We start from the raw sequence: 16,406 nt of genomic DNA, 5'->3' as shown, positions 1-16,406 counted from the left end.
ATTCCCCAGTCAGAGCCACCTCAGTGATATTGCTCGAAATCGACGCGGGCGGCATCATTGCCATCGAACTCGAATGTAATGCACCAGGGGCCGTTAACATGAACAGTGTACCGGGTGGGACTATGACCCTTCAGCGCATGGAAATCGAACCCGGGGAGGTTCATGTCATCAGGCTTTTCGGCCTGCTCCAGACGGTCGAGCCGGATCAGAATGCGCTTTTGCAGCTTGGCATCGATCTTTGCGGTTTTGCCTGTCTCAAAGAGATCCGCCAGAGCTTTGTTTCTGAACGACTTGATCATTGTTGACTGTAAGTTTTTGGCTGACGGATGTCAATTTTTAACTTACAGGCGGAATGAGAAGATTCCATAGATCTTTTGGTGCCGGAGATCGATTGTCAGCCGGATTTCTGCTTCTTGATGATGCTGATGTTGCCGCTCACTTCGAGGATGGCAAATTTTATCTCCGTCACGCTCTCGATGCCTTCCTGGCTTCGAGCCGCTTGCATGACATCTTCCTTCTGCAGCCGGGCGCCTTTGAGCGCGCCTTCGTCATAGACGCCATCCGTCACCAGAATGGTTGGAACGCCGTCGATAATATGGGCTGCGCGAGGCCACCACCTCTTCACGTAGGACAGGCCGATGTCGGTCGTAAACAGCGTGAGGATCAAGATGACGGCGTTGGTGATCGAGAAGTCATCGCCCAGCATCGCCTGCTGGGTGGTTTCGGAGATCACCAGCACGATGACCAGATCGAACGGTGTCATCTGGGCCAATGTCCGTCTTCCCGACAGACGGATGATCACGAGCAGCGTGAAATAAATTGCCAGTCCGCGTAGTACCGCATCCACCGTGCCGCCCTCATGGAAAGATGAAAGTCGATTGGGTGCGCGTCTCGCCGCCCATGCCGATGAGGGTGCGACGCGGGCCGGGGAGTTGTGTTTGCAGACGGAAGACGATCTGCGTCGGCCCAGCCGAGTCGGCGGGGAACACATAACCTATCCGGCCGCCGCGCGCGAAGGTCGCCTTTTGGGGCGGATGGATTCCCTGAACTGAAAAGCTCTGAAGAAAGGCGGCATCGATCGTGAAGACCCTGTCTTCGGATGACGGCGTGAAGGTCACGGTCATATCCTCGGGGGCATTCCATCGGGAGATGACGGGAAAATCGACGGATCCTTCTGGCAATAGGAGTGTTTGCCGCGAAAACGGACCACCTCTTCCCAGCAATCCCAGCAAGCAGGTCACCAAAAGAAGCATGAACACGATCCAGGAAATACGTTGAACAGCCCAGAACCTTTGCTGAAATTCGCTATGATCGAGCACGCCTTCCGGCAACGCGGGCAACTTGTATATCTTTTCCATGCTCCCTCCCTGTGCGTTTGGCGGAGAACTTGGCTTGGGCGCAATAGTTTCCGGCAATGAGGGCGCCGTCGCCGTGTACATTGGATGTGAAGCTGTCCAGGCGTCTTCGCCGATCAAGGGAACGAAGAGTACCCCACCGAGATCTTCTTCCTCGAATGCGGTGGCGCCGGTGCGCGTGAACCGTTTCAGGCGCTGCCCTTCACCGCCGCCGACCGGGATGATGAGCCGCCCTCCGAGGTCCAACTGTTCTTTCAAGGCAGTTGGCACCTCGGGTGCGCCCGCGGAAACGACAATAGCATCGAACGGAGCGGCTTTCGCCCAGCCCTTGCTGCCATCGCCGACGCGAACGTCGATGTTGCGGTATCCCAGGTTCTCGAACCGTTCCCTGGCCTGAAGAGCCAGCTTTTCATGGCGCTCTATGGAGTAGACATGCCTTGCTATCCGGCTGATGAGGGCCGAAGCATAGCCGGAGCCCGTTCCGACCTCGAGCACCTTGTCACCGGCATTCAGATTGGCCTTTTCGAGCATCAGCGCCACGATGAACGGCTGCGAAATTGTCTGGCCCTCGCCGATCGACAGCGGTGTATCCTGATAGGCGAATTCCTCGGAGCCTGGCGGAACGAATTTTTCGCGCGGTACCATGCGCATCGCCCCGATGACGTTTTGATCGCGAATGCCACGACGCGTCACGTGGTGTTCCACCATGCGATCTCGGATGCGCGTCATATCCATGGATCAACTCCACTGCCGCCGATTGCATCTGGGGGCAATTTCTGAGCGGTGCAGAATGTAAAACAAATGGGCGACCGGAGAGTTCCTGAGATGCGCCAGGCGGCGGAACGGAGCAACTTGCTAGACGACTGGCCAAAGGCGAAAATGGAGGAGGCGCTGGCCAATGGCAGCGTGATGCAGCCGAAGTGGTCGACGCCGTCCTTTTCATGCTGTCGCGACCGCGTAATGTGACCGTCCGCGATCTGGTGATTCTGCCAAATAGCGTGGATCTGTAAACACCGGTCCAGACTGCAGTTAGCCTGATCCTTGCCGATTTCAAAGGAGAGACCATGAGCGACACATCTCGCACGCCAGAAGCAGATGCCAAACATGTCATCGGCGTCGACGTCGGCACCGGCAGCGCCCGCGCCGGCCTGTTCGACCTGACGGGGCGGATGCTGGCGTCCGCCAAGCGGAATATCACCCTGTTTCACGAACCGGGTTCCATGGTTGAGCAATCGAGCACCGAGATCTGGGCGGCGGTTTGCGCGGCAGTGCGCGAAGTGGTTTCCTCGGCCGGGGTCGATCCGGCGTCCGTCATGGGGCTCGGGTTCGATGCCACCTGTTCGCTCGTCGTCCTCGGCGAAGGCGGCAAGCCGCTTCCCGTCGGGCCTTCGGAAGATCCGAACCGGGACATCATCGTATGGATGGACCACCGCGCCGTCCCGCAGGCGGAGCGCATCAATGCGCTCGGCCATGACGTCCTGCGTTACGTCGGCGGCCGTATCTCGCCTGAGATGGAAACGCCCAAGCTTCTCTGGCTGAAGGAAAATCGCCCTGAGGTTTTTGATGCCGCGTGGCAATTCTTCGACCTTGCAGATTTCCTAACCTGGCGGGCGACCGGCGATCTGTCGCGTTCGACCTGCACGGTCACCTGCAAGTGGACTTATCTCGCCCATGAAAAGCGCTGGGATGGCGGTTATTTTCATCAGATCAGCCTCGGCATGCTCGCCGACGAAGAGTTTGCCCGCATCGGCCAGGCTATCGTCGAGCCTGGTTCGGCACTCGGTCAGGGACTGACCGCGGCAGCAGCAGACGAACTTGGCCTGAAGCGGGGAACGGCGGTTGCGGCCGGGCTGATCGACGCCCATGCGGGTGGGATCGGAACCGTCGGCATCGGTACCGATCCGAAAGCCAATCTCGCCTATGTTTTTGGTACCTCCTCCTGCACGATGACGTCGACGGCAGAACCGTCATTCGTGCCCGGCGTCTGGGGACCTTATTTTTCGGCGATGGTGCCGGGGCTGTGGCTGAACGAGGGCGGCCAGAGTGCTGCCGGCGCGGCGATCGACCATCTTCTCTCGTTCCATCCGGCAGCCGCGGAGGCGAGGGAGCTTTCAAAGAGCGCCGGCATTCCGCTGCCGGTTTTGCTTGCAGACATGGCCGCTCGAAAAGCGGGCCGTTCTTCCGATGCCGTCACGCTTGCGACGGGACTGCACGTCGTTCCCGAATTCCTCGGCAACCGCGCGCCCTTTGCCGATCCGCATGCCCGCGCAATCATTGCCGGTCTCGGGATGGAGGACGATATCGGCAGCCTGGTCTCTCTTTACGTCGCAGGGCTTTGCGGTATCGGCTACGGCCTCAGGCAGATCATCGAGACGCAGGCCGATGCGAGCGTTACCATCGAAAACATCGTCATCAGCGGTGGCGCCGGCCAGCACGACTTCGTTCGCCAGCTGCTTGCCGATGCAAGCGGCAAGCCGGTCATTGCGACAAAGGCAGAGGAACCGGTCCTGCTGGGGGCCGCCATCCTGGGCGCTGTCGCCGGCGGGCTGTTTGCGGATGTGCGCGAAGCGATGACGACACTCTCGGCGGTCGAAACGACATTTCTGCCATCAGAAGGGGCGATCCCTCATATTCACGACAAGCGCTATGAAGGGTTCAAGGAGCTTCAGGCTCTGGCGCGCAAGCTGCGTATCGACGGTTAGATATCTCGGCGCCAATCCGCCGATCGGCTAACAGCTAGCGCCGAACGATGACCTGTGTTCCCGGCTGGACGATCTCGTAAAGCTCTTCGACATCTTGACGGTACATTCGAAAGCACCCGCTCGACGCGTTCGTGCCGATGGACGAGGGGTCGTTGGTGCCGTGGATGCGCAACAGGCCATCGGCGAGATAGATCGCGCGCGTTCCAAGCGGATTGGCGGGGCCGGGCTTCACGACCGCTGGAAGCCGAGGGTTCTTCTGACGCATGCCGGCCGTGGGTCGCCATTCAGGATGCGCTCGCTTCGACACGACCCGCGTAGATCCATACCATTGCTTGCCCTCACGGCCGACCGCGATGGGGTAAGCGAATTGCTCGCCCCAAGGGGTGGTGTAAATGAGCGTATGTTCGCTCGTGACGATTTCGATGGTTCCTTTTGCACGCCCTGTCGGCGGTTGCCTGCGATCTTGCAGGGGCTCTTGATAGGGAGGCGCCGGATCGTAATCGAGTGGTGGCGGATAAGGGCTGTAGGGATCGTCGTAACCATATCCATCAAAGTCGTCATATCCATCATACGGCCCATAGATCTGGGCTTGAGTCTGAAAGACCGTCAGCAAAAAGGCCGCAGCCACGAGAGCCAGCAATCTCATCTTGTCGCCATCCGCTTGTTGAACAAGCTTGATTGGGCTGAATTCTGTGGCGGCACTATGACTGCTCGCCGCAGGATCTTGAAAAGCTATTGCTGCTGATGATGCTGCAGTAGCTCAGCCGGCCGGCTCCGGCATCGAACTGCCGCAGCCTCGATGTGGCCACGGCCGTGCGCATGGCTGTCAATCTGTCAGTTGAAGGTCAGGTCTGCTCTTCAACAGCGTTTCGCCCTTGAACTGGTCATCCGAGGAAGCGCATGTGGACAAATGGGGAATCCATCCTGGCATCCGGCCTATACGGCGTCTATTGGCGCGACCGACTGGCGCACGATCATTTCGCACTCCAGCTTGACCTTGTGATTGTCATGCCGCATCCGCGGCGCGGCGATCATCTCGGCAAGCTTCTCGACGGCATAGCGCGCCATGTCGGCATGGGGCAGTTGCATCGTCGTGAGCGGCGGCAGCATATCGCCGGAATAGGATTCATTGTCGAAACCGATCACCGAAAGGTCGCGCGGGATAGACAGACCGGCTTCCTTCGCTGCTTCATAGACACCCATGGCAATGCGGTCGCAGAAACAGCATATTGCCGTGGGCCGGTCATCGAGCGCTTGCAGGCGCTTGAAGGCTGCATAGCCTCCCTGAATCGTCCAACGTCCCTTGATGATGAGATGGTTATCGACAGGAATGTCGCGCATTGTCAAAGCTCGGCGATAACCCTTGATGCGCTCGCGAGAAGCTTCGATCGCGTCCTCGCCACCGATATAGGCAATGCGCGTATGGCCGGCATCGATCAGCGACAGCGTCGCCTTCATGACAGCCGACAGGTCTCCGGGCACCACGCTCGGCAGGGGCTTGTCGACCGTATAGCAGTTCAAAAGTACGGTCGGCCATTCCGCGAGCTGCGGAGCAAGTGTCACTTGCTGCGTGATCAGCCGCGCATAGATGACGCCCGCAGCGGGCAGCGTCGCGAGATGGCTGAGAGCGGCCTGCTCTGCCTCCTCGTCGGCGTCCGTCGGCATCACCGAGAGCAGATAGCCCAGCTCGTTTGCCGCCTCTCCGGCTCCGTCGATCAGGCCGGCGACATGGGGCGAGCTTGTCACCTCGTTGATGAGCATGGCAATCAGCGGACGCCGGTCGATGCGCCGAGCCTGGGTCCTGTAACCCATCCTGGCCGCCGCACTTAGAACAGCCTCACGCGTTGCCGGCGATATGCGTGTTCCCGGAGCATTGTTGAGCACAAGCGACACGGTTGCCTGCGAGACGCCGCAGGCGGCAGCGATGTCGGACATCGTCGGCTTTTTGATCACGCGAACCCCTTGCAAGACTGACTATTCGCTTAGCACGAAGTTTTACGAACGCAAAAGCGGCGAGGGCTTGCTTGATAATAATTTTAGTTATAACTAGTGATTTATAACTAATCACTCTGGGAGGAGTGCATGGCAGGAGTAACGCTCGCTGGGGTGTCCAAAAGCTATGGCGCGGTGAACGTCATCCGTGACATTTCGCTTTCGATCAACGACGGCGAGTTCCTGGTTTTCGTCGGACCTTCCGGCTGCGGGAAATCGACGCTTCTGCGCATGATCGCCGGTTTCGAAACCATCACCGGCGGCGACGTCCTGCTCGGCGGCAACCGGGTCAATGACATGGCCGCCCGCGATCGCGGAGTGGCGATGGTCTTCCAGAACTACGCGCTGTACCCCCATATGACAGCTCGCGAGAACATGGCCTTCGGCCTGCGCAATATTGGTACGCCGAAGGCCGAAATCGCCTCACGCATCGATAAGGCCGCCGCCATCCTCCAGCTTGAGCCTTATCTCGACCGCAAGCCGAAGGCGCTTTCCGGCGGCCAGCGTCAGCGTGTTGCGATCGGCCGCGCCATCATGCGCGAACCGGATGTCTTTCTGTTTGACGAGCCACTCTCCAATCTCGATGCCGCTCTTCGCGTCTCGATGCGCACCGAGATCGCTAAGCTCCACCACCGCCTCGCCGCAACCATGATCTACGTCACCCACGATCAGACGGAAGCCATGACCATGGCGGACCGTATCGTGGTCCTCAGGGAGGGGCAGATCGAACAGGTCGGCGCGCCGATCGAGCTTTACGAGCGCCCTGCGAATGCCTTCGTGGCTGGTTTCCTCGGTGCGCCGCGCATCAATCTGCTCCCGGCAACAGTCACAGCCGTCGACGGCGACACGGTCGAACTCGCCTGTGCGGGAGATGCCCGCCTTACTGCCAAGGTCCGTGCCAGTCCCGCCAAAGGCGACACGGTGACGATCGGCCTGAGGCCGGAAATCCTGTCGCCGGCCGATGAAGGAGCGCTCAGCGGAATCGTTGATGTCGTTGAGCAGCTCGGCTCGTTGCAACTTGTCTATGCGACACTTGCTGATGGCACCGCCATCGTCTCCGAACTGCGCGGCGGCGCGGCGCCTTCGATCGGCTCCGTCGCCCGTTTCGCGATCGGCCCCGGCACGCGCCACGTCTTCGATGCAAACAAGGTCTCGATCACCCTGCATTCTGAAGTGGGTGGAGCATGAGCACCAGCAGCCTGACCGCCGCGCGAAGGCGCGATGCACTTGCCGCTTACATCTTCCTCGCGCCTTTCGCGGTGATCTACGCCACGTTCCTGGTCTACCCCTTCTTCAAGGGCCTGTGGATCAGTCTCCACGACTGGGAGCTTGCCGGCAGCTACCGGAAATATATCGGCCTCCTCAACTATGAGGACATGTGGTTCGACACGATCTTCTGGAAGACTGTGGGCAATACGCTGGCCTTCGTCGCCATGACCGTGCCGACTATGACAGCACTGGCCCTGGTGCTGGCTCTTGCCGTGTTCGGGCAGGGGCGGCTCAAGGGTGTGCTGCGGTCCGTGTTCTTCATGTCGAGTGTGTTTTCGGTATCGGTCGTGACGCTGATCTGGTCGATGGTGCTGTCTGCGGACAACGGCCTGCTGGTGCCGCTCTTCAATCTCATCGGCGTCAAGCCGATCAATTTCCTCGGGCACCCGACGCTCGCCATGCCGTCGATTGCGTTGACGACGCTTTGGTGGGGTGTCGGCCTCCCCATGGCGCTGTTTCTGGCGGCACTAAGCCAGATACCGCCGGAACTTTACGAAGCGGCCGAACTCGATCATGCCGGTCGGTTCAGCGTCCTGAAAAACATCACCCTGCCGTCGATCCGTCACACCGTGCTGCTGGTTCTGGTCCTGCAGATCGTCGGTCAGTTCCAGATTTTCGGTCAGGCCCACCTGATGACACAGGGCGGGCCTGCCAATCGGACGCGGACGCTGGTTCAGTACATCTACGAGACGAGCTTCCGCGACTGGCAGGTCGGTTACGCCACGGCCATGTCCTTCGGGCTCTTCATCCTGATGCTTGGCTTCACAATGCTGCAGCTCTGGCTCGGCCGCAGGGGGGACGAATGATGGCAAGCGCACGTACAAGCGGCCTGCGCCGCGCCACGGACGGTCTCATCCTCGCCGCAACCATCGCCTTTGCGATCCTCTGGCTTCTGCCCGTAGTCTGGGTCGTCGCCATGTCGCTGAAGCCGAATGCCGAGCTAATGCGTTCCACGGCAGGCTTCCTGCCGGTCCCATTCACCCTCGATAATTATATCGGCCTCCTGAAGCTCGATACCGTGCCGCGCTGGCTGATGCACAGTCTGATCGTCTCGGTAACGATGACAATTCTGGTTCTGGTCGTCTCGTCTATGGCCGGCTATGCGTTCGCGCGCCTGGAGTTCCCCTTCAAGAAGACGCTGTTCATGCTCGTGATTGCCGGCCTGATGGTGCCCGAGCAGGCAGTGTTCATTCCGCTGCACACGATGGTCTCGGGCTGGGGACTGCATAATACCCACTTCGCGCTGGTCATGCCGCGCGTCGCCGTGCCGATCGGTGTGTTTTTGATGATGCAGTTCTTCCGCAGCGTTCCGAAAGAACTGGAGGAAGCGGCCGCCATTGATCACGCCTCACGGCTGACGATCTTTCTGAAGATTATGTTGCCGCTCTCCGTGCCTGCACTGACCACGCTCGGTCTGTTCACCTTCATCTTCGCCTGGAACGACTTTCTCTGGCCGCTCGTCTCGGCGACCAAGGCCGACATGTACACGGTCACGGTCGGCCTTGCCTCGATCCAGACCAACTTCGCTTTCTCGGAGGGCATCGGCGCTGTCATGGCATCGGCGGTCTTTGCCAGCCTGCCCATCGTTCTTCTGTTCCTGATCTTCCAGCGCTTCATCGTGGCAGGTGTTGCCATGAGCGCCGGCAAATAGGCACCGGCCCGACCGGCCATGCCGGGACGGGTTTTTCGCAACGGCATCGCAAGGAGGATATGATGCACAAGACGAAAATGCTGCAACGTCTGGCGCTCGCCACGACACTGATGACCGCGCTCTGGGGAGGAGCAGCCCAAGCAGTCGACATCTCGTTCTTCCGCTTCTTCGGCGATTGCCAAGGCGAATACGGCGAGGTGACAGACGTGACCAAGGCCAATGGCGAATGCGGCATCATCACCGCGCTCACCAACAAGTTCAACGCAGAAAATACCATCGGCGCCAAGGTCGTCACCCAGACGGCCGAATGGGGCGCCTATTACGACCTGCTGACCGCGACTTATTCCACCGGCAACATCCCTGACGTCGCCGTCATGCACGCCTCGGTGATGCCGAATTTTTCCGACCGGGATCTGCTGACGCCGCTGACCAAGTCTATTGCCGATCTCGGCATCCAGACAAACGACTTCGTACCGGCGGCGCTGAAGAACGCTACCGCCAAGAATGAAATTTATGCCCTCCCATACGACCTTCATGCGCTGCTCTTCCACGTCAACATGGACCTGATGAAGAAGGCGGGCCTTGTGAACGCAGACGGCTCGCCGATCCTGCCGAAATCGCCCGAGGAACTGCTCGAGCAGGGCAAGAAGTTCAAGGAAGCGACCGGCAAGTACTACATCGGTTCGGAAGCCCAGAGTTCGGAAGGCATGATGGTGCGCCTGTTCGACACGCTTCTCTGGCAGCAGGGCGTCGATGTCCTCTCCGCCGACGGTAAGACGGCCAGCATCAACACAGCGGAAGGGCTGAACGCAGCCAAGCTAATCTCATCGATATTCTCGGAAGGTCTTGCCAATCCGGCGCTGGATTATCCCGGCTCCGAACAGGCGTTCCTCAACGGCGAAACCGGGATTCTGATCAACGGCACCTGGGGCGTCGACAACTACGATACCCAGGCCAAGAGTGGCAAAGTGGCCCTCAAGGACTATCGCGTCGCCAATGTGCCGCAACTCTACGCCAAGCCGTCCGTCTGGGCCGACAGTCATATGTGGGTCATTCCGAAGGACGACGATCGCAGCGAAGACAAGACGAAAGCCGCTCTCGCCTTCCTGAAGTTTCTGAACGACAACAGCTTCCAGTGGTCGCGTACCGGCCATTTGTCGACTCGTCAGTCGGTTCTGAATTCCGAAGAGTTCAAGGCCCTGCCGCATCGCTCCGAGTTTGCCGACACTGCCAAAAATGCCACGTCACTGCCGCAGATCCAGAACCAGCGTGCGGTCTACAACGCGATGATCACCGACTTGAACGCGATGTGGCTGACAGGCACCGATCCGCAGGCAACGCTTGAAGCGATGCAGGCCGGCGTCGAGCGCGTCCTGCGTCGCAATCGCTAGTTCCTCCAACCCCTCTTGAGGGGTTGGTTTCCCACCGGGATACGCGCCACGCCGTGCGTATCCCGGAACCCCAATCGAAAAAGCCGATCTTCCAAGGATAACCGATGAACGCCTATTCCCAGTCGCTCGCCCCAGCGAACACCCCGCTCCGCGAAACGCTTTCCCTTGATGGGACCTGGGAGTTCCGCCACGAGACCGATCGTGCATGGCGGCATGCAAAGGTGCCGGCCCACTGGCAGGCTTGTTTTGAGGATCTCGCCGTCAGCTTCGGATCGGCAACCTATCGCAGGACCTTCGCGCTCCCCGCAGAATGGTCGGATCGGGAAATCGCCATCCGCTTCGGTGCGGTCAGCGATCTGGCCACTGTCTCCATCAACGGCACCGAGATCGGCCGTCATGAAGGCGGTTATCTTCCTTTCGAATTCGTGATTCCACCCGCTCTGTTGAAGGCGGAGAACACCGTCGAAGTCCTGGCCTGCCTGCCGGATGCTTACCGCAACGAGAGTGGCGCCGATTTTGCGGAGATCCCGCATGGCAAGCAGAGTTGGTATGGCCCGCAAGGCGGCATCTGGCAGTCCGTCCTCATCGAGGCCCGCGATCCCGCTCACATCTCATCGCTTCGCCTCGACCCGATTTGGCCGGAAGCCAGGCTCGATCTTAAAGCCCGCTTTGCGAGCATGGTTGCAGGCTCGCTGAAAATCGAGATCATCGGCCCGCAGGGCATGCCAGTCTTTACCGGAAACATTCCGGCCGCGGGAAATACCCTCGATCATTGGATCCAGCTCGACTCCGTCGCGCCATGGTCGCCGGACAGCCCGAACCTCTATACGATCACAACGATCCTCAGCGCCGACGGCGTCGAGATCGACAGCCGGCAGGAAAGTTTCGGCTTTCGCCGCTTCGAAGCCAAGGATGGCTTCCTGCATCTGAACGGCAAGCCGCTTTATCTGCGCGCCGCGCTCGATCAGGATTACTATCCCGATGGTTTCGGCGCGCCGCCTTCGCTCGACCTGCTCGAAGACCAGTTGCGCAAGGCCAAGGCAATGGGCCTGAATTGCCTGCGCTGCCACATCAAAGTGCCGGACCCGCGCTATTACGAGGTCGCCGACCGGCTGGGCATGCTGATCTGGAGCGAAATTCCAAATATCGAGACCTTCACCCCGACCTCCGCCGAGCGGCTGCGCACGACAATGGAAGGTATTCTCGCCCGTGACGGCAATCACCCTTCCATCGTAATCTGGACCCTGATCAATGAAGATTGGGGCACTCGGCTGCGCGAAGCGGCCGAACAGCGGCAATGGATTTCCGACATGGTCGACTGGCTGCGTGTCGAAGACCCGCTACGGCTCGTTGTCGACAATTCCGCCTGCTTCCCGAACGTCCACGTCAAGACCGACATCAACGACTACCACTTCTACCGAACGGCGGTGGATCGGCGCGAGGAATGGGACACGCTCTGCCGCGAATTCGCAGGCAATGCCGACTGGACCTTCTCAACCGAAAAGGAAGCCGTGCGCACGAGGAAGGAACCGCTTGTCCTCTCCGAGTTCGGCGTCTGGGGTCTACCCGATCCTGCCCCTCTGCGCGAAAAGAACGGCCGCGACCCCTGGTGGATGGCCTATGGTGCCACCTGGGCGGATGGCACGGCACTGCCGCAGGGCATCGAAGCCCGTTTCCGCGAACTCGCCCTTGAGAAAGTGTTTGGCGATCTCGGCCAGTTCATCGAGCAGGTGCAGTGGTATCAATACATGAACCTGAAATACGAGATCGAGGTTATCCGAACGCACGCGCCGATCGGAGGTTATGTCATCACCGAACTCACCGATGTCCATTGGGAAGGCAACGGGTTGATGGACATGGCACGCAATCCGCGCGTCTTCGCCGAAGCGCTGCCGGCCGTCAATTCCGACATTGTCATCGCGCCGGGTGCTGCCCGCCACGCCGTCTATGAGGGGCAGACGGCCAGCTTCGACATCAAGGTGTCGAGCGGCGGAACAGCATTGCCCGAAGGCAGTCGCCTCGTCTGGGAATTTGGCGCTGAAAAAGGCGAGATACCGCTGCCGGCTATTGCGCCGATGCAGGTTCATAATGCCCCGGTCACCGCAACAGCAGATGCAGTGCCGGTGCCCGAGATCCAAAAGGCACGGTTCCAGGTCGTGGCGCCTGATGGAAGCGTGCTGTCTCAGAATTCGGAGACACTCGCGGTCTACGTTAAGCGCGATGCGCCCCCCATCCGCTTTGCTTCGAACGACGACGGCATTTCCGAGAGGTTGTCAGCCCTTGGCCATGTCAGCGTCTCGCCGCACGAGGCGGATGTCTTCGTCACCAGGGACATCGATGCCGATCGCGTCGAGGCAATCCATTCCGGCCAGCAGGTGCTGCAGATCGTCGACAAGGCCCCCGGCCGTCTGCGCGATGACGCGCCGCCGCGCGACGGCCCGATGTCGATTGAAATCGATCCGGGTGCCGGTGGCATGGTTTCCGGGCCATACTTCAGTTTTCCCGGCTACAATCTCGTCAATCGTCACAAATCGATCTGGCGCGGGGATTGGGTCGGCAACTTCTCCTGGTTGCGCCGGGATGGTGTCTTCGCTCATGTGCCGGGCGGTCCGCTGTTCGACCTGTCCTTCACCGGCGTCGCGCCGCACCAGGTGATGGCCGGCCTCCGTCCCTGGGAATTCCAAGGTCGCGTGCACGCTGGCGTCGTCATCGGCTGGGTTCACAAACCCGCTGCCTTCATCATCGAAAAGCGGCTCGGTCGCGGTAAACTTGTTGCGACGACCTTCCGCCTCCACCAGGAGGCACCAGATGTCGACCCGCTTGCCACCGCGCTTTACGATGGCCTCGTCGCTCTTGCCATAAGACCGTGAGCTCAGCGACAGTCAACAGAGGTCGCGGCAACTTTGCTTCGTGCTCAAGCGCTAGCGAGAGGGCTCAGGTCGCCGGTCGGGTATATGGTCCGAAGCGGGCGAAACGGATCGAAAGGCTTCGTAGCGAGCATCCCAGGCTGAACTGTCTTCCCAGGAGAATCATCCCTCTAGGAGATAGGTCTGTTATGCGATCTTCGGCTGCGATATTCTCGACCGATGAAACTCAGTCAGACCATACGGTTCGCTACAGCCGAGGACGGCACCCGTATTGCCATGGCGTCTTGCGGAGAGGGTCAGGTGATCCTGCGGGCGGCGCACTGGCTGAGCCATGTCGATTACGATCTCGAAAGCCCGGTGTGGCGGCCGTGGCTCCAGGCGCTGTCCGCCCACAACCGGTTTGTGCGCTACGATCCGCGCGGCTGCGGTCTGTCGGACCGGCATGTCTTTGACCTTTCGGTCGAAGCGTGGCACGCAGACCTAGCTGCCGTGGCAGCGTCGATCGAGGAGCCGCGCTTCGTCCTCCTCGGTCTTTCGCAGGGCGGCGCGCTCGCTATCGCATATGCCCTCAAGTATCCCGAGCGAGTATCGCATCTGGTGCTTCTGAACGCCTACGGTCAGGGTGCCCGCGCCAGAGCTCAGACCGAGGCGGAGCGGCTGGAAGCCGAGACCCTTGTCAATTTCGTTCGCATCGGCTGGGGACGCGATAATCCGGCGTTTTGCCGGTTCTTCACCAATCTCTTTATCCCCGACGGCACGCCTGAACAGCATCGCTGGTGGGGCGATCTCGAGCGGCAAACGGCAACGGCCGACGTCGCCGCACAACTGCTTTGGCAGATGCAGGGGATCGACGTGCTCGACCTTGCGGCGATGTTGCGCGTCCCGACGTTGATCGCACACTGCCGCGGTGACATGCGCGTGCCGTTTGACCAGGGTTGCAAGCTCGCCGCCGCGATTCCAGGCGCGAGCTTTGTGCCGCTTGAGAGCAAGAACCATGTGCTCTTGCCGGACGAGCCCGCTTGGAATGTATTTCAAACGGAACTTGCTGCCTTTCTCGGGCAGGATCGGTCGGTGCGGCCGCGCGCGGTCAGTGAGGCCGGTCTGACACCCGCCGAGGCCGCCCTTCTCGACCTTGTCGCGGAGGGGCTAGATAACCGCGCGATCGCCGAACGGCTTGGCAAGAGTGCAAAGACCGTGCGAAACCAGCTGTCGGTGATATTCAGCAAACTCGGCGTGCATAGCCGCTCGCAAGCGATCGTCGTCGCGCTCTCCCGATAGTCCCGCTCTGCAGGTGGATAGACACCTCCTCCGATGCCGACGGGACATGTGTCCCTCCAAGGAGTGGATTTCTTCGCAGACGCGGGACAACCGCCTCATGCTCGCCGAGACGGCAAGCTTCATCCTTGGCATCGCGGATGGCAGGACGCCATCCGAGCACCGGGAGGAATTCACATGACGGAAATCAACGAAACAACGCTCAATGAACTCGTGGGCCGCGTCCTTGGCGACCTCGGCGGAGCGGTCAGCGTGCCGCTGGTCCGGATCGGAGATGCTCTCGGGCTGTACAGGACACTGAAGGAGATCGGACCGGTGAAGGCCGACGAACTTGCCGATGCCTCGGGATGCGCACCTCGCTATGTGCGCGAGTGGCTGGCGGCACAGGCCGCCTCGGGTTATGTGCACCATGAGCGAGGACTGTTCTCGCTGACACCCGAGCAGGCCTTCGTGTTTGCCGAGCCGGACAGCCCGGTCAATCTGATCGGCGCGTTCGATACCGCTGCTGCGATGGTCGAGAACCAGCCGAAGGTGCAGTCCGCCTTCAAAACCGGCCGAGGCGTTGCCTGGGGCGATCAGGCCGGCTGCATGTTCTGCGCCGTCGCGCGGCTATTCCGCCCAGGTTATGTCAATGCCCTTGTGCAGGACTGGCTGCCGGCGCTCGACGGTGTCACCGACAGGTTGAAGATGGGTGCGAAGGTGGCGGACGTTGGGTGTGGGCACGGGTTATCGACGATCCTGATGGCGCAGGCGTTTCCCAATTCCCGCTTTGTGGGCTACGACTTCCATCCGGGCTCGATTGCCGCTGCGACTGCGCACGCTCAGGCACACGGTTTGACGAACCTGAACTTCGAGGTCGGCCGTGCGCAGGATTTCGACGGTCGGGATTTCGATCTGATCACCTGCTTCGACTGCCTGCACGACATGGGCGACCCGAAAGCCGCTGCGGCTCATATCCGGAAGGCGTTAAAAGAGGGTGGCGTCTGGATGGTAGTCGAACCAATGGCCGGAGATACGCTGGAGGAGAACATCAATCCGGTTGGACGGCTCTATTACTCAGCCTCGACGATGATCTGCGTTCCGACCTCGCTTGCGCAGGAGACAGGGCTGGCGCTCGGTGCGCAAGCGGGAGAGCGGCGATTGACCGAAGTGATCCGGTCGGGCGGTTTCACCCATATCCGGCGTGCAGCCCAGACGCCCCTCAACATGATCCTCGAGGCCAGCTGACAGGTCGCGCCTCCCGTTGGAAATGCCGCGCCGCATTCCCGGCCTCGTCAGGAAAGTCGACGAGTGCGGCGTCTGGCTTGCAGCAGAACGCCAGCCGCCCTATCCTCAACGGCGGCGGTAAATCGTGCGAAGGCTTTGCTCTTGGCGGGCTGTGTGGTAGGAGCGGGCCATGACATCATTGATCGATTTCGATTGCCAAGGCTGCGGAGCCTGCTGCTCCTTCTCGCCGACCTGGCCCAGATTTTCCACCGAAACAGACGCTGCTCTCGATTTGCTGCCGGCGCATTTCGTAGCCGCGAACCAGCAAGGAATGCGTTGCGACGGTGCGCGTTGCTCCGCATTGGTCGGTCGCGTCGGTTCAGAGACATCCTGTCAAGTGTACGATCTTCGGCCTGACGTCTGCCGCGCCTGCGTCCCAGGGGATGACGCATGCTTGACCGCGCGCGCGTTCTTCGGGCTCGGTCAGCCAAGTTTGCCGCCCAGCCACATCGATGCGGAACCGCCAATCAACTGAGGCGGGTTCCGTCCGGCTCATCTCTTCGCCTGTCGACTTTACTGCAGCGATTGTCGTCCGACAGTCAGCCGAAGGTAAGGCCCGGTGGAGCCATCCGACGTGGACTATCTGCCTAATAGCGCGACAAGCGATATCGGCATTTCGACCGCGAAAAAATCCATTG

The 16,406-nt window shown here is 60.4% G+C and carries 14 protein-coding genes and 1 pseudogene; 10 read left to right on the top strand and 5 right to left on the bottom strand.

The window, feature by feature from the left end; all coding sequences use genetic code 11:
* Nucleotides 1-20: 20 nt before the first annotated feature.
* From FY112_RS33905 to FY112_RS33895, 3 genes are all read right to left on the bottom strand, one after another.
* Nucleotides 21-299, bottom strand: coding sequence for a type II toxin-antitoxin system RelE/ParE family toxin (locus FY112_RS33905; protein ID WP_094088928.1), 279 nt, complete (start codon nt 297-299; stop codon nt 21-23).
* 95 nt (nt 300-394) lie between these two features.
* Nucleotides 395-847: a YetF domain-containing protein gene (locus FY112_RS33900; RefSeq protein ID WP_017957565.1), complete on the bottom strand. Its 453-nt coding sequence runs from the start codon at nt 845-847 to the stop codon at nt 395-397.
* A 10-nt stretch (nt 848-857) separates the two neighbouring features.
* Entirely contained in the window at nt 858-2,090 is a 1,233-nt protein-coding gene (locus FY112_RS33895; RefSeq protein WP_151520329.1) for a protein-L-isoaspartate(D-aspartate) O-methyltransferase, read from the bottom strand.
* Between the two features lie 111 nt (nt 2,091-2,201).
* Here FY112_RS33895 and FY112_RS38355 point away from each other — a divergent pair.
* Nucleotides 2,202-2,365: pseudogene (locus FY112_RS38355) on the top strand (glucose dehydrogenase); the annotation flags it as partial.
* Nucleotides 2,366-2,419: 54 nt separating this feature from the next.
* Nucleotides 2,420-4,057, top strand: a complete 1,638-nt coding sequence (locus FY112_RS33885; protein ID WP_151520328.1) for an FGGY-family carbohydrate kinase — start codon at nt 2,420-2,422, stop codon at nt 4,055-4,057.
* Nucleotides 4,058-4,091: 34 nt separating this feature from the next.
* Here FY112_RS33885 and FY112_RS33880 read toward each other — a convergent pair whose 3' ends face one another.
* Together FY112_RS33880 and FY112_RS33875 are read right to left on the bottom strand one after the other, a co-directional pair.
* Nucleotides 4,092-4,703, bottom strand: a complete 612-nt coding sequence (locus FY112_RS33880) for a L,D-transpeptidase (protein ID WP_151520327.1) — start codon at nt 4,701-4,703, stop codon at nt 4,092-4,094.
* Between the two features lie 290 nt (nt 4,704-4,993).
* Nucleotides 4,994-6,010, bottom strand: coding sequence for a LacI family DNA-binding transcriptional regulator (locus FY112_RS33875; RefSeq protein ID WP_151520326.1), 1,017 nt, complete (start codon nt 6,008-6,010; stop codon nt 4,994-4,996).
* Between the two features lie 129 nt (nt 6,011-6,139).
* On the opposite strand from FY112_RS33875, the gene ugpC reads away from it, so the two are divergent.
* From ugpC to FY112_RS33835, 8 genes are all read left to right on the top strand, one after another.
* Complete coding sequence (gene ugpC / locus FY112_RS33870) at nt 6,140-7,237, top strand: sn-glycerol-3-phosphate ABC transporter ATP-binding protein UgpC (protein ID WP_151520325.1); 1,098 nt, start codon at nt 6,140-6,142, stop codon at nt 7,235-7,237.
* On the top strand, nt 7,234-8,124 hold the full coding sequence (locus tag FY112_RS33865) for a sugar ABC transporter permease (protein ID WP_131602306.1): 891 nt from the start codon (nt 7,234-7,236) through the stop codon (nt 8,122-8,124). The genes ugpC and FY112_RS33865 overlap by 4 nt, the downstream gene beginning before the upstream one ends.
* Nucleotides 8,121-8,969 carry a carbohydrate ABC transporter permease gene (locus FY112_RS33860; RefSeq protein ID WP_027667020.1) on the top strand — a complete coding sequence of 283 codons (849 nt, stop codon included), beginning with the start codon at nt 8,121-8,123 and terminating at the stop codon, nt 8,967-8,969. Before FY112_RS33865 ends, FY112_RS33860 begins: the two co-directional genes overlap by 4 nt.
* 62 nt (nt 8,970-9,031) lie before the next feature.
* Nucleotides 9,032-10,360 (top strand): extracellular solute-binding protein, encoded by a 1,329-nt coding sequence (locus FY112_RS33855; RefSeq protein WP_151520324.1) that lies wholly within the window; start codon nt 9,032-9,034, stop codon nt 10,358-10,360.
* A gap of 104 nt (nt 10,361-10,464) precedes the next feature.
* Nucleotides 10,465-13,230 (top strand): sugar-binding domain-containing protein, encoded by a 2,766-nt coding sequence (locus tag FY112_RS33850; protein ID WP_151520323.1) that lies wholly within the window; start codon nt 10,465-10,467, stop codon nt 13,228-13,230.
* A gap of 216 nt (nt 13,231-13,446) precedes the next feature.
* Entirely contained in the window at nt 13,447-14,505 is a 1,059-nt protein-coding gene (locus FY112_RS33845) for an alpha/beta fold hydrolase (RefSeq protein WP_151520322.1), read from the top strand.
* A gap of 174 nt (nt 14,506-14,679) precedes the next feature.
* Nucleotides 14,680-15,729: a class I SAM-dependent methyltransferase gene (locus FY112_RS33840; protein WP_151520321.1), complete on the top strand. Its 1,050-nt coding sequence runs from the start codon at nt 14,680-14,682 to the stop codon at nt 15,727-15,729.
* A gap of 169 nt (nt 15,730-15,898) precedes the next feature.
* On the top strand, nt 15,899-16,243 hold the full coding sequence (locus tag FY112_RS33835; RefSeq protein WP_025398434.1) for a YkgJ family cysteine cluster protein: 345 nt from the start codon (nt 15,899-15,901) through the stop codon (nt 16,241-16,243).
* Nucleotides 16,244-16,406: the final 163 nt, after the last annotated feature.

It is taken from the genome of Rhizobium sp. PEPV16, assembly GCF_008919455.1.
Taxonomy (GTDB): domain Bacteria; phylum Pseudomonadota; class Alphaproteobacteria; order Rhizobiales; family Rhizobiaceae; genus Rhizobium; species Rhizobium leguminosarum_Q.
Note: the sequence above shows the minus strand (reverse complement) of the source record. Positions and strands in the feature narration are given on the sequence as shown.

Excerpts from the sequence above, each read along its gene's own strand:
- FY112_RS33885 (WP_151520328.1), top strand. The coding sequence starts at position 2,420 with ATGAGCGACACATCTCGCACGCCAGAAGCAGATGCCAAACATGTCATC.
- FY112_RS33905 (WP_094088928.1), bottom strand. The coding sequence starts at position 299 with ATGATCAAGTCGTTCAGAAACAAAGCTCTGGCGGATCTCTTTGAGACA.
- FY112_RS33855 (WP_151520324.1), top strand. The coding sequence starts at position 9,032 with ATGCACAAGACGAAAATGCTGCAACGTCTGGCGCTCGCCACGACACTG.
- FY112_RS33895 (WP_151520329.1), bottom strand. The coding sequence starts at position 2,090 with ATGGATATGACGCGCATCCGAGATCGCATGGTGGAACACCACGTGACG.
- FY112_RS33850 (WP_151520323.1), top strand. The coding sequence starts at position 10,465 with ATGAACGCCTATTCCCAGTCGCTCGCCCCAGCGAACACCCCGCTCCGC.
- FY112_RS33845 (WP_151520322.1), top strand. The coding sequence starts at position 13,447 with ATGAAACTCAGTCAGACCATACGGTTCGCTACAGCCGAGGACGGCACC.
- FY112_RS33840 (WP_151520321.1), top strand. The coding sequence starts at position 14,680 with ATGACGGAAATCAACGAAACAACGCTCAATGAACTCGTGGGCCGCGTC.
- FY112_RS33865 (WP_131602306.1), top strand. The coding sequence starts at position 7,234 with ATGAGCACCAGCAGCCTGACCGCCGCGCGAAGGCGCGATGCACTTGCC.
- FY112_RS33880 (WP_151520327.1), bottom strand. The coding sequence starts at position 4,703 with ATGAGATTGCTGGCTCTCGTGGCTGCGGCCTTTTTGCTGACGGTCTTT.
- ugpC (WP_151520325.1), top strand. The coding sequence starts at position 6,140 with ATGGCAGGAGTAACGCTCGCTGGGGTGTCCAAAAGCTATGGCGCGGTG.
- FY112_RS33835 (WP_025398434.1), top strand. The coding sequence starts at position 15,899 with ATGACATCATTGATCGATTTCGATTGCCAAGGCTGCGGAGCCTGCTGC.
- FY112_RS33860 (WP_027667020.1), top strand. The coding sequence starts at position 8,121 with ATGATGGCAAGCGCACGTACAAGCGGCCTGCGCCGCGCCACGGACGGT.